This window comes from Paraburkholderia sp. HP33-1 (genome assembly GCF_021390595.1).
Taxonomy (GTDB): Bacteria; Pseudomonadota; Gammaproteobacteria; order Burkholderiales; family Burkholderiaceae; genus Paraburkholderia.
Genome location: NZ_JAJEJR010000002.1, coordinates 608944 through 621715, shown reverse-complemented (window position 1 = coordinate 621715; position 12772 = coordinate 608944). Strand labels below are relative to the sequence as shown.

The following is a 12772-nucleotide window of genomic DNA, read 5'->3' as shown; positions in this document are numbered from 1 at the left end:
ACAGGTGTAATGCGCCAGAAGTTCTCGATGATGTTGCCCACGGCTCATCTCCTAGGAACAGGACTTCGTGGTCGGGTCCACCGAATTGCAGATGTGGACCTCGGTCATCAATCCGCCGAAGTTCTCGGCATCGTTCGACAGGTGATCGAGGTTCGGTGTGTACAGGTAAAAGACTGAGCCCGCCGTATAGTTGGTCGCGTCGAGAATCACGTCGACCGATTCGCCGCCACCGAGCGTGACCGAGTTGGTCAGGTACGTCATGTCGTTACCCGCCATGTCACGCAGCAGGCGCGCGTTGACGCCGATCACATGCATCGGAATGCCCAGCGAGGCGAGCGTCTGGAATTCCGTGACGTCGAGATCCGAAATGCGCAGCAATGCCCTGCCGCCTGCCGGAATGTTGATGAGCGCAGGCAGCGGCTGCGAATAGTGCTCCGTGCCGTCCGCAACCGGCGTTTGCATCGGGCCGGGTGTGACGGTGTCCGGATAGCTGCGTCCGTTGAGCAGGAAGTACTTGTCCTTCATGTCGACGAACGGCTCGGGGTTGAACGTCATGCCCACGAAGTGGAAGTTCGGATCGAAGCCGTGTATCTGCACGGGATACTCGACGTCATAGGCCGTCGATCCGTCGCCGTCGTTGTACGCGTAGAGCGTCGGCGTGCCGCTCTTGTTGTTCACGTGAAGCACGCTGTTTGACGGCGGGATCGGCGTCGAGCAGAGAATGTCTGTGCCGCATGCCGTGCGCGGATCCTTCTGCTGCTGCAGCAGCGAGTTGTACAGCGAGGCGCCGCCTGCCACACGGTCCTGGCGCGGTCGCACGTAAATCTGGCCAACCATGCCCATCTGCAGGTGCTCCGGCGGTGTGATGTGGCAGTGCCAGAAGTAGGTGCCGGCATCGGGTGCGACGTAGTAGTACGTGAAGCTCCCACCGATGTTGATCGCCACCGACGCATCCGGCACCCCGTCATAGAACGACGACGCATTCGGATAGCCGTGGAAGTGCACCGTGTGCTGCTCGAACAGGTCGGGGCGCATGATCATCCCGACATTGGTCAGCGTGAGGAAGAACTCGTCGTCTTCGTCGATGGCCATCGTCGGCGCGGGGATGTTGCCGTTCATCACGCCCGTGTTCATGATCTGCCGGGGATCGACGTGGCCGGTTGTCAGCGAATTAGGCGGCGTCGATTCAGGATCGGGTACGAGTCCGATCGCTCCGTTGTTGGTGGACGTCCCCGGGACGTTGAACACCGACGCGAACTCCGTGCCCGGCTGACCATTTTGAATGTCCGCGAGGCCGGACAATGGGCCGAACGAGAACAGATAGGTTTGCGTCCCGTCGGCCATCGTGGCGTAGCCGTCGCCACCCGAGATCTGCTGGCACTTGATGGCGCCGTTGACGACGCCTGTAGACGTCTGCCCGTTGACCGATGGGCCCGTATAGGCAGGCTCGCCAGCGCCTGCCGGCAGCGCGTTCGGGTGCAGGGTGGTGGTCGGCGGGCATTGCACCCGGAACGACTGCGCGAATGATGGCAACGCGAACAGCAGCAGCAACAGTGCCGCTACGCCGTTGCGGTAGGCGAGGGTGCTGAACATAGGACCTCCGCTGAGGTGTCCGTCAGCGCCGGGAGTGCGCTGCCGTCAAGCTCTGCGATCACGAGACCGGGTGCATCGTTACAAATCCCGTATCTGAATTCTGGAGATCGCCTCTTTGGGAGGGAATGGGGCACCTCCCTACACTTGCGGTAGGATTGACCCAACGGGCAAGGGGAACCGTGGTATCGAGCGGTGGTATCGAGCGGTGGGCTCGGCGCAGTGTCAGAGGCTACGGGTTTGAGGACGTGGGTCAGGCTGATGGTTCTATGGCAAACGGAGCACCTACTCTCCCGGCGCCGTATTACGCACATCGTCCATTACGTAGCCGAAGCCCCGTACGGTACGAATCACATCCTCTCCCAGTTTTTTCCTGAGGTTTGCGACGTGCACCGCGACGACGTTGCTTTCGATTTCGTCGCGCCAGCCATACAGGTCTTGCGCGATTTCCGAGGAAGATTGCGGCGAGCCGGCTCGCGATAGCAGCAGCTCGAACAGCGCCCATTCGCGAGCAGTCAGATCCAGCAGCCGACCACCTCGCGTGACGGACTGACGGGCAAAGTCCACGGATATGTCACGCCACGTGACGCGCTCGCTGGCGCGTCCCTGCGCGCGGCGCAGCAAAGCGCGAACTCGCGATACCAGTTCAGTCGAATCGCATGGTTTGCACAAGTAGTCGTCAGCCCCCAGGTCGAGCACGTGGGCCTTCTCGGCCGCAACGTCGCGCACGCTCAGAACAAGAACTGGTATAAGACCCCTCGTTTTGCGAAGCGACATGAGCAACTCGACCGCGGAACCATCCGGGCGATCGAGGTTGAGCAGACACAACGAATACCGGGTCGTTTCCATCGCGATTCTTGCGTGCTGCAGATTCGCGGTTCTGTCGACGCTAAACCCCGCCTTGCAGAGTGCGCTTTCCTCATTGTCACCACCTGACCGGTCGGTATCGATAAAGAGAATTCGCATGGCAGCTCGTTGTATACCCGTATGCGTCGCAGATCAGCGCCCCGACCAGGTGCAGTCTGGCTGGCCCTCCTTGTACACCCTGACTGGGAACGGTCGGTTATATTGCGGCAAGGCGTTGCGCGACAATGTGCGGAACGACACGAACCGCCGAAAGCTCGATGAAGACCCTGAATCCTGCGGTGGTCCGAGTGCCCAATCAGCGGATTGCGGAACCGGAAAAATGGGCGGCTCAGGTGGGTCTGGGCGCAGCGCTCGCCGAATCAGCGGGCGACGCAAACCAGACCCAGCCAGCTCAGAACCGATGCCTGATGCCCGCCTCCACCAGCGTCTGCGATTGGCCGCTCGACGCCTGGGTGGTGTAGATCTGCGCAAACGCGCCGGGGCCGCTCGCGCGCTGATAGATGCCCACGAGGAACAGATCGGTGCGCTTGGACAGCAGGTAGTCGGTCGCCAGCGTCACCTGGTTGTAGTGCGGTGAACGGCCGCCGGAATAATCGCCGGCCGTGTACACGTACGAAACGCCGACCAGCCACGCAGGCGTAAAGCGCTTATAAACGCCCACTTCGCCGTTTTGCAGCCTCAGTCCCGACGAATCCGAGTAGTTGAACAGTACGTTCGTATAACTCGCGAGCATGTTGAAGATGCCGAAGTCGTAGCTCGCCCCTACCCCGATGATGCGCTGCTGGTCCGTACCCGCACCTGTCGGGCTGACCACGAACGGCGAGCTGAAACCCCAACCCGTGCTATCGACCGCGCCGCTCGTCAAGTTCGACGGCGTCGCGTTGCTGCGCCGGTTGAACTGCGTGAAGGCCACACCTAGCTTCAACGGACCGTTCGCGTAGTTCGCGCTACCGCTGAATCCATTGTTGTTCGAGAACTGCGTCGAGTTCGAGAACGCATAGCTGCCGGCGAACGTCAGCCCCGCGAAACTGGGCGATGCGTAGCGAACCGAGTTGTTGAACCGGTTGGTGAAGAACATGTTGTCGTTGTCGCCGATGTGCGCGCCGACACCTGCGAAGAGGTTGGCTGACTCCGCCCACCAGAGGCTTGCCGTCATCTCTTCATACTGACGGCCGGCAGTGATCGTACCGTAGCGTTGATTGCTCAGGCCGACGAATGCCTGGCGTCCGAACATGCCGCCGAGCGACGCGCCGTTGGTGATCGAAAAGCCATTCTCCAGCGTGAAGATCGCGTGCGTTCCGCCGCCGATATCTTCGTCGCCGCGCAACCCCCAACGCGGCGGCATCATGCCACCGTTGGCGAGCGCGAACAGGTGCGAGCCCTTTACGTTGCTCACATATTCGACACCGGTGGAAATGATCCCATACAACGTAACGCTGCTCTGTGCCTGCGCGCAACCGATGCCCGCCGTGCCCAGCGCGACGCAAAACCCCGCACGCCCTGCTGCCTTCCGTGCCAGCCTCCAAACCTTCATGACGTCTCCTTGATTGGCATGACTAATTTTTATTGACTATCCAACGCATTGAATCTGCTACACAGCCCCGTTTGTTTTGCGGGCTGCCGGTCGGTCCTCGCTATCCGGCTGAGCGGATCACGGCGCGTGACCGGCAACGCGCACTGCTTCGCACTGCAGTCAGTTTGGTTCCAGCGCCTGGGCCGGCCCATGCCGCCGCTCGTCGAGACTTTCGGGGCGCCCCCAGCCGAGAATCGGCGCGAGCTGCAACACCACGGCGATCACCACCAGACCGACCCGAACCATCCAGCCGCCTTCGTAGAAACTCGCGAAGATCGCCGGCGGTCCGAGCAGCACGCCGAGATAGGTGGCCTGAGCGACGAGGCCGCTGGTCGCACCCATGCTGCCGATGCTCGGCGACGACGACGGCACCAGGGTCCAGATGTACCCATTGACCGTGCCGATGCCCAGCGAAAACACGCAGACCGCGACGATCGCCGCAACGAGTTCGACCACCGGGAGATACAGGGCGACGCCGCCGCACAGCATCACGATGCCGCCGACGATCACGAGCCGCCCGCCGCGCACGCCGGCTTTCAGTAGATGGCCGACGCTCAGGCAACCGCAGGCGACGAACACTTCGGCCAGCGTGCCAATGCCTGCTGCCGCCGGAATCGGAATCGCGTAGCGCCGCGACAGGTAGACCGTGAGGGCCGCCATGATACCGGTCTGGATGAACGCGGATGCGCCCGACGCCAGCGCCACGCGATACGGCCGCGGGCTTTTCAGCACGAGCCAGATGTCGGCGAGCCGGCGGCTTTGCAGGTTGGCCTGTTTGGCCGGCAGCAGGATCACCGCACAGGCCAGCAGCGCCATCAGGATCGCGTGTCCGCCGAACGCCCAGCGCCACAGTTCACCGTGCTGCGCGAGCGGCGCGACGATGCTCAGCGTGAGGCCGATGCCGACTGCCGTATGCGAGGTCCACAGCCCCAGCGCGATACTGCGCCGCGAGCCGCTAGTGGTGCGCATGATCAGCGTCACCGCGCCGACCGTCAGCGACAGATACCCGACGCCCTGCAGCAGCCGGCCCACGAACAGCGTCGTCACATCGTGCGCGCCGACCACTACCAGATTGCCGACCAGCGCGAACAGCGAGCCGCCGAAAATGACCCGCTTGTCGCCGATCCGGTCGACGAGCCAGCCGCCGAACAAGGCTGCGATCGCAGTGATCAGCGACGGAATGGAGATCACCCAGCCGGCGTTCGCGTGAGACAGGTCGAAGTACTTCGCGATGTCGCCGATGACGGGAACCGACTGCGTCACCAGCGAGGTCGCGACGGTTCCGTAGATGTAAAGCAGAATGATGCAAGGCCAACTGCCTGGGGAAAGCATGGTTGTCTCCTGAAGTTCGCCTGATTTTTTTGTTTATGCTTTTATCAAATTCACATCTGCCGCACTAGCCCCGCAGTACCTCTACTCCCACTCGAGCAGCCGGCATAGATTGCCGCCCATGACCCGTTCGCGATCCGCCGCCGATAGCCATGACAAGGTCTCGCTAAAGTGCGTTACGCACTGGCGGTACGGATGGTGCAGCCGCGACAGCTCACTCGCCCACACGATCCGCTCGGCGCCGAACGCCTCAAAAACGCCGCGCAGCGTAGCGTCGAGAGAGCGGAACGGGTACGGGTCGAGTGCGTAATCGCCGACACCGGCCGCCTTCACGTGCACGTTCGAATGGTCGGCCAGCGCCAGCAACGCGGGCAGATGATCGAACGCGCCTGGACCCGACGCGCCACGCGGCACGCCAAGGTGGTCGACGATGATCTTCAGGCGTGGATGACGCCGCGCGAGATCATCGACGACGTGAAGCGCGTTCGGCACCAGCAGCGCCACCACCAGCCCGGTCTCTTCGGCGATCGGCCAGAGCCGGTCCAGCTCCCCGTCGATGAGCGGCGCGAGCCGCTCCTTCGTGTTGAACAGAAAGCGGACACCGCGCATGTTCGGCTGATCGCGCCACGTGCGCAGCAGCCGCTCGGCGTTGTCGAGCCGGCTGTCGAGCAGGCCCATCACCGCGAAGCGCTGCGGCTCGGCCTCGGCGAGCGCGAGCGAATAGGCGTTGCCATCGGGGTCCCACAGCGGCGGCACGAGCAGCGCGCGGTCGACCCCGGCCTGCGTCATTTCGGCCTTGAGAACGTCACCGGTAATCGGCGTGCGTCGATGGTGCCCGGTCGATACACCGTTGGACCAGGCATGGACTTGTGCGTCTACGATCGGCATGGAAATTCGTCGTCGGATTGTCGTGAAGGTCGGATAAGACTGGTTGGCGGCAGCGGTTTCACTGGCCCTGGAACAACCGGCCGGCGCCACGAATTTCGCCGCGCCAGCCTGCCGCGCCCAGCACCGACCACAGCATTGCCTGGTTGCTCGTGACGACCGGCAGATCCAGCGCGCGCTCCAGCTCGTCGGCGGCTTCGAACGCGCGCACGTTCGCGCACGACAGCAGCACCGCACGCGTATCGCCATCAACCTGCTGACGGACCACTTGCGCGATCTCGGCCGGTTCCATCTGGGCGGCCACTTTGGCGTCGGTGAAGCCCAGCGACACGGTGCGCAAGACGTTGAAACCCGAGTCGATCAGCGACTGCCGTTCCACGCGCGAGAACTCGTCGCTGAACGGGCAGACATGCAGGATGCTGTCGGCTTGCAGTGCAAGCAGTGCCTGCTTGATCGCCACCATCGTGTTGGTCGACGGAATCCCGAGTGCTTCCGACATACGTTGCGCGAGCCGCGCGTCGCAGTCTTTGCCATGCGCGACGCTCGCGCCCGTGCAGTTGAATGCGATCGCGTCGGGCGACAGGTCTTTCAGATAGCCGGCCTCGTCGATCGCTTCGAGGTAGGCTCGCGTGAGACCGTCCATCGTCACGCGCCCCGCTTCCTTGCGCAGACGGATGCGATGCACGTGATACGACACGCCGTCGGGGCAATAGGTGCGGAAGTCGTCCTCTGCAATGGTGTTCAAAGACGGGACAATCATCCCCACACGCAATTTTTTCATCAGTTCCTCACATCTTCCGTTCTGTACTGCTTTGCTCTGTTTGAACCCCGGTTGGTGAAGCCAGTCTATGGGCTTGCGCTTTGCAAGCCCAATCGAAAAACTGCCAGGGTCATCCGTTTTTGCTGTACTCGGGCGTCGGGTTCGACGCGCGCGACGCGTCCTCGGTGCCGTCCATCGACTCGAGCGGCTTGCCGCGTGCTTCAATGCCGATCGTCAGATACGTGATGCCGCACACCAGCAGGCAGAACGCGAGAAACTGAAACGCGGGGACGATCACGGTGACGGTGGCCGACGGCATCACGACATTGCTGGAGCCCGCGGTCAACGCGAGACCGAGCGGCCCGAGAATCTTGCCGACCGATCCGGCCAGCCCGGCGTAGCCCGAGCCGGTGCCACGCAGCCGCGACGGCCAGATCTCCGTCGAATACGCGGCGCAAACCGAAAAGCTGCCGTCGGCGAAGATGAACGCGAGCAGCAACGGCACCCAGAACAGCGAAGGCGTCAACAGATCCCCGTGGCCGATATAACCCGCTGCCAGCAGCGCGACGGCCGCTGCGATCGCGAAGTAGCCGCCGGTCTTGCGACGGCCGATCCGGTCCGCGAGTGCGGCGGCGGCGAGCCGCGACAGCATCCCGAGCAGGCTGAAGCCGATCATCGTTTTCGCCGCGGTCGCGGGCGAGAATTGCTGGATTTGCGCGAGCAGCGTCGGCGCCCACAGCACGATGCCGTAGTAACCGCCGATGAGTCCGACGTTGATCAGCGTGGCCGTGATCACGCTTCGCGGACAGCGCAACAATTCGAACCAGCCGCGCGAGGCGACCGGCTGCGGTGCGTCGATCGGCGCGTCCATCTGCGCGTCAAACGACGCACTGCCGAGCGCCCAGGCAATCGAGCGGCGTGCCTCGGCGTCGCGTCCTTGCAGGCTGAGCCAGCGCGGCGACTCCGGGATATACACCGCGCCGATCAACGCGATCACGGCGGGCGCCGCGCCCAGTGCGAAGGTCCAGCGCCAGCCGATCGCCGGAATCACGTACGCGCCGCTGAACGCACCGAGCAGCAGGCCGCCCGTCGTGATCGCCGAGACGATTCCGGTCAGCATGCCGCGCCGTCGCGGCGGTGTGAACTCGTGGACCAGCGCGATCTGGATGAAATAGCCCGCCGTGCAGAAGCCAATCACGACGCGCAGCACCGCCATGTAGATCCAGCCGCCTTCCGGGGTGAACGCAAGACCTACGCTGGCTGCCGCGAGCAGCAACAGCGAAATCACGAACACCGGCTTGCGGCCGAGTCGATCGGCCATGCTGCCCCACACGACACCGCCGACGATCGCGCCCGCGCCCGATGACAGCAGCACCGCCCCCATGATCCCGTACGTCAACCCCCAAGGCCTGATCAGGTACGCCATGATGAAACCGATCAGATACGCGTCCCAGAACTCCAGCATGCTGCCCACGCCGACCAGGCCCAGCAGAAGCCGCTGGTTACCGGACAAGCGGGTCTGTTCCTGAAAGGGGCTGCGCCCACTATTGAGTTGAAGCATGTTTGTCTCCGTCTCCGATGTTTATTGCTTTAATGTGCATGCCTAATCGTTTACCACTAACCCCGATCCTCCAGCTCCCTTAGGAGCGTGCAATTCAGGAACGCGCCCGGCGGCCGCGCGGCTGCGGCTGCGCCGTTGAGCCAGGCGCGCAATCCACGCCCGACTCGCCGGCGATCGCCGTCGCATTCCTCTTCAGATGATGCAAGAACGCCGCCTGTACGTCATTGGGGCGCCAGTCACGCTTGGTCGTGATGCCGACGATCGGACCGTCCCACGGCACCTCCACCGGCAGCGGCGCGATAAAGCCGAAGCGCCGCTCGCTCAGCACTTCGGTCCAGCTCAGCACCGTCAGCATTTCGGCGTCGTAGAGCGTGATGCGGATGGTCGATAGCGAGTAGGTTTCGATGCTCGCGGGTGGCGGCGTGGTTTCGGCGAAGATATGTTCGTAGGCTTCGCGGCGCGGCGAGCCCTTGGGCGGCAGCACCCATTGATAGCGCGCCAGCGCATCGACGGTGATCGCGTTCTGCCGTGTCAACGGATGCTCACGGCTCGCTACCACGCAATAGCGTTCGTGATACAGCGGCTCCTCGACGAAGTCGAACGCTTTGCCCGGTTGCTTCAGCAGTCCGAGCATGAAATCGATCTCGCCGCGCAGCAGCTTGTTGAGCAACGCCTCGTAGGTGCCGCTCAGCACCACGACACGCGCATCCGGAAACTGCGCGGTGAGCGAGCGGATCGCGTTGACGATCAGGATGGTCGGGTCGAGCAGCAGCACGCCAATCGTGACAGTGCGCTCCTTTGGGAATTCGTACGCGTTGACCGTTTCGACCAGCGCGGCGATCTGGCTCGACACGATTTTCAGACGGCGCGCGAACTCGCTGCCGATCTCCGTCGTGTTGATGCCCGTCGATGTATGGCGGTACAACTGGCCACCCAGATTCTGTTCGAGCGTACGCGCCGCCCGCTGCAACGAAGCCTCCGTAATGCCGAGCATCCGTGCGGCGGCGCGAAACGACCCGCACTCCTCGATGGCAATCAGACAGCGCATCTGCGTGCGCGTGATGCTGCTCGCCAACGCCAGCGGCGACACCTTGCGCGTACTGCCGACCAGTTGCGCGGCCTCCTCGGCGAATTGCAGGATCTTGCGCGTGCGAACCAGCGCCGCGACGCCGACCGGTGTCAGATACGTGCCGGTCGGCGAACGCTCGAACAGCGCGACCCCGAGTATGCCTTCCAGCGCCGCGATGCAGGAGGTCGTCGCCGGCTGCGAGCGCAACAACTCCTGCGACGCTTGCGTGACGTTCTCATGGCGCGCGACAGCCTCGAAGACCCGCAGTTGCCAGATGCCTGGCAGGTCTTTCTCAGTCGCCGTGGTCTCGATTCGTCGCATTGCAAGCTCGAGGGAAGAGTTCGTCACGTTGTTCAGTCGCGCAGTAGCGCCGGCCCGGATAGACACAAGCCGGCGCAGACGGTTTTATTGCCGGGCGACCTCATTGCGCAGCGTGCCGATACTGTCGATCGAGACTTCGCAAACGTCGCCCACCTTCATGAAGACCGGCGGCGTGCGCGAGAAACCGACGCCGCTCGGCGTACCCGTGGCGAGGATGTCGCCGGGGTACAGCGGCGCGATCGTCGACACGTATTCGATGAAACGCGGGATCTTGTGAATCATGCTGCTGACCGGCTCGTCCTGCATCACCTGACCATTCAACGTGGTGCGGATTCGCAGTTGTTCGACGTCCTCGATCTCGCGGCGCGGCACGATCCACGGTCCGATCGATCCGCTGCGATAGAAATTCTTGCCCGGCGTAATCTGCCGCGTGTGGAATTGCCAGTCGCGCACGCTGCCTTCATTCATGATTGTAAAGCCGGCGATATGTTCGAACGCTTCTTCCGCACGAATCCGGTAGCCGGGCTTGCCGATCACGACCACCAATTCGCCTTCGAAGTCGAACTGTTCGCTCACGCCCGGATGCAGCAGCGTCTGGCCATGACCGACCAGCGAGTCGGCGGCGCGCGCGAACAATGCCGGCGACTTCGGCAGTTCCTGCACGCGCCCGGCGTTCTGCACTTCGTTGTGATGCTCGGCGTAGTTCAGCGCGAGGCACCAGATGTGAACCGGCGCCGCGATCGGCGGCAGAAAGTGGATGTTCGCGAGCGGGTAGTCGGCAGGCTCGGAGGCGGCGGCCGCCACGTTTTGCGGAAAGCCCGCCGCGACCAGCGCCTTGAGGTCCGCGTATTCGTCGCCGAAACGCTTGCCGAGGTCCACCACACCATCGCCCACGACGGCGCCGTATGTCGTGCGTCCGTCGATTTCAAAGCTGCAATATTTCACGTCGATTCTCCTTTAGACCAGACCGGCGTATGAGCCGCCGTCCAGTTGCAAGTTTTGTCCCGAGATGTAGCCGGCCTGTGCGCTGCACAGGAACGCGCACGCGTCGCCGAATTCCATCGGGTCGCCGAGGCGCTTTGCCGCGATCGTCGCGGCGATCCGCTGCTTTGCTTCCGCAACCGTGATGCCGTCCTTCTTCACCATGCGCTCCGCCATGTAGCGCTGACGGTCGGTGTCGAAGCGTTCCGGCAACATGTTGTTGATCGTCACGTTATCGACGACGCTATCGCGCTGCACCGATTTGCTCAGTGCGGTCAGTGCCGCGCGCACCGCGGCGGACAGTCCCATCATCGCGCTCGGCGACTTGACCATCGCCGACGTGATGTTGACGATGCGGCCGAAGCGCCGCTCGCGCATGCCCGGCACGAACGCCTTGATCAGGAAGATCGGCGCGAGCATGTTGCCCTCGACCGCACCGAGCCAGTCCTCGCGGCTCCAGTCGCCGATCTTGCCCGGCTCCGGGCCCGCGTTGTTGTTGATCAGAATGTCCGGCTCGGGACAGGCTTCGATCAGGCTGGCGCGCCCCTCGTCCGTGTTCAGGTCCGCGACGACGATGCGCGGACGCCGGCCCGCCACTGCCTCGATCTGCGCGGCGGCGCTCTCCAGTGCGTCGCGATTGCGACCGTTGATAAAGACCTCGCAGCCCTCGCGCGCCAGCGCGGTCGCGCATGCGAGCCCCAAGCCTCGCGACGATGCGCAAACCAGTGCCTTTTTTCCGGCGATTCCCAAATCCATGACGTGTCCTCTGTGACTTCGTTGATTGCGTTGGCCTTTCGCCGTGTTCAGTGAGCTTTTTCGGCCAGCGCCGCGAAGCGTTCCTTCAGGCGCGGATAGAGCGTCAGCGCATTGCCTTCGAGAACCTGCTGGCGGTCGCGATCGCCCAGATGCGGCGTCGCGACGATATAGCGGCCGGTGTCGTCGTAGTGATGACCCGTCTCGGGATCGATACCCTTCACCGCGCCGATCATCTCGGAGCCGAAAATGATGTTGCGATGAGGAATCACCTTGGTCAGCAGATCGATGCCGGCCTGGTGATACACGCAGGTGTCGAAGAACACGTTGTTCAGCAGACCTTGATCCAGCGCCTCGAAGCCCATGTCCTGGGCGAGACCGCGATAGCGTCCCCAGTGATACGGCACCGCGCCGCCGCCGTGCGGGATGATGAAGCGCAGCGTGGGAAAGTCCTTGAACAGTTGCGGCGCGAGCAACAGCTGCATGAATGCCGTGGTGTCGCCGTTCAGGTAGTGCGCGCCGACGTGATGGAAGCACGGATTGCAGGAACTGCTCACGTGAATCATCGCCGGCACGTCGAGCTCGACCATCTTCTCGTAGAGCGGATAGTAGATGCGGTCGGTCAGCGGCTTGTCGGTCCAGTAGCCGCCGGACGGGTCCGGGTTCAGATTGCAGCCGACGAAGCCAAGCTCCTGCACGCAGCGTTCGAGCTCCTCGGCCGACGCTTCGAGCCCGTGTCCCGGCGATTGCGGCAACTGGCACACGCCCGCGAAGTTCTCCGGATACAACGTGCAGACGCGATGAATCAGGTCGTTGTTCAGCCGCGACCACTCGATGCTGTTCTCGAGCGTACCGAGGTGATGGCCCATCTGCCCCGCGATCGGCGAGAACAGCGTGAGGTCGAGACCACGCGCGCGCTGTTCTTTTAGTTGACCGTTTTCGAGCGCGGCACGTAGTTCGTCATCTGAAATATCGAGCGGTGCGCCGTAAAAGCCGCCGCCGTTTTCAAGCTGACGGCGCCGCCATTCGTGCAGTGTTTTTGGCACTGTCGTGAAGTGCCCATGACAATCAATGATCATCGTG

11 protein-coding genes are annotated in these 12772 nt (G+C 63.2%); all 11 read right to left on the bottom strand.

What is annotated here, in order from left to right; genetic code table 11:
- Nucleotides 1-51: 51 nt before the first annotated feature.
- Nucleotides 52-1593, bottom strand: coding sequence for a multicopper oxidase domain-containing protein (locus tag L0U81_RS18875; protein WP_233805050.1), 1542 nt, complete (start codon nt 1591-1593; stop codon nt 52-54).
- Nucleotides 1594-1875: 282 nt separating this feature from the next.
- Nucleotides 1876-2556: a winged helix-turn-helix domain-containing protein gene (locus tag L0U81_RS18870; protein WP_233805049.1), complete on the bottom strand. Its 681-nt coding sequence runs from the start codon at nt 2554-2556 to the stop codon at nt 1876-1878.
- A gap of 292 nt (nt 2557-2848) precedes the next feature.
- On the bottom strand, nt 2849-3991 hold the full coding sequence (locus L0U81_RS18865) for a porin (protein WP_233805048.1): 1143 nt from the start codon (nt 3989-3991) through the stop codon (nt 2849-2851).
- 159 nt (nt 3992-4150) lie between these two features.
- A complete protein-coding gene (locus tag L0U81_RS18860) occupies nt 4151-5362 on the bottom strand; it encodes an MFS transporter (RefSeq protein WP_233805047.1) in 1212 nt (403 codons plus the stop codon).
- A gap of 81 nt (nt 5363-5443) precedes the next feature.
- Nucleotides 5444-6247: an amidohydrolase family protein gene (locus L0U81_RS18855; protein WP_233805046.1), complete on the bottom strand. Its 804-nt coding sequence runs from the start codon at nt 6245-6247 to the stop codon at nt 5444-5446.
- A gap of 58 nt (nt 6248-6305) precedes the next feature.
- Nucleotides 6306-7004 (bottom strand): maleate cis-trans isomerase family protein, encoded by a 699-nt coding sequence (locus L0U81_RS18850; protein ID WP_442793454.1) that lies wholly within the window; start codon nt 7002-7004, stop codon nt 6306-6308.
- 130 nt (nt 7005-7134) lie between these two features.
- Entirely contained in the window at nt 7135-8565 is a 1431-nt protein-coding gene (locus L0U81_RS18845; RefSeq protein ID WP_233805044.1) for an MFS transporter, read from the bottom strand.
- 94 nt (nt 8566-8659) lie between these two features.
- A complete protein-coding gene (locus tag L0U81_RS18840; RefSeq protein ID WP_233805043.1) occupies nt 8660-9955 on the bottom strand; it encodes a LysR family transcriptional regulator in 1296 nt (431 codons plus the stop codon).
- 84 nt (nt 9956-10039) lie between these two features.
- A complete protein-coding gene (locus L0U81_RS18835) occupies nt 10040-10900 on the bottom strand; it encodes a fumarylacetoacetate hydrolase family protein (protein WP_233805042.1) in 861 nt (286 codons plus the stop codon).
- Nucleotides 10901-10912: 12 nt separating this feature from the next.
- Nucleotides 10913-11692: an SDR family oxidoreductase gene (locus tag L0U81_RS18830; RefSeq protein ID WP_233805041.1), complete on the bottom strand. Its 780-nt coding sequence runs from the start codon at nt 11690-11692 to the stop codon at nt 10913-10915.
- 47 nt (nt 11693-11739) lie between these two features.
- Nucleotides 11740-12768, bottom strand: coding sequence for an amidohydrolase family protein (locus tag L0U81_RS18825; protein ID WP_233805040.1), 1029 nt, complete (start codon nt 12766-12768; stop codon nt 11740-11742).
- Nucleotides 12769-12772: the final 4 nt, after the last annotated feature.

What these genes read in the sequence shown, in the direction of transcription:
- L0U81_RS18830 (WP_233805041.1), bottom strand. Translation starts at nt 11,692, where the DNA reads ATGGATTTGGGAATCGCCGGAAAAAAGGCACTGGTTTGCGCATCGTCG.
- L0U81_RS18865 (WP_233805048.1), bottom strand. Translation starts at nt 3,991, where the DNA reads ATGAAGGTTTGGAGGCTGGCACGGAAGGCAGCAGGGCGTGCGGGGTTT.
- L0U81_RS18840 (WP_233805043.1), bottom strand. Translation starts at nt 9,955, where the DNA reads ATGCGACGAATCGAGACCACGGCGACTGAGAAAGACCTGCCAGGCATC.
- L0U81_RS18860 (WP_233805047.1), bottom strand. Translation starts at nt 5,362, where the DNA reads ATGCTTTCCCCAGGCAGTTGGCCTTGCATCATTCTGCTTTACATCTAC.
- L0U81_RS18850 (WP_442793454.1), bottom strand. Translation starts at nt 7,004, where the DNA reads ATGATTGTCCCGTCTTTGAACACCATTGCAGAGGACGACTTCCGCACC.
- L0U81_RS18845 (WP_233805044.1), bottom strand. Translation starts at nt 8,565, where the DNA reads ATGCTTCAACTCAATAGTGGGCGCAGCCCCTTTCAGGAACAGACCCGC.
- L0U81_RS18875 (WP_233805050.1), bottom strand. Translation starts at nt 1,593, where the DNA reads ATGTTCAGCACCCTCGCCTACCGCAACGGCGTAGCGGCACTGTTGCTG.
- L0U81_RS18870 (WP_233805049.1), bottom strand. Translation starts at nt 2,556, where the DNA reads ATGCGAATTCTCTTTATCGATACCGACCGGTCAGGTGGTGACAATGAG.
- L0U81_RS18825 (WP_233805040.1), bottom strand. Translation starts at nt 12,768, where the DNA reads ATGATCATTGATTGTCATGGGCACTTCACGACAGTGCCAAAAACACTG.
- L0U81_RS18855 (WP_233805046.1), bottom strand. Translation starts at nt 6,247, where the DNA reads ATGCCGATCGTAGACGCACAAGTCCATGCCTGGTCCAACGGTGTATCG.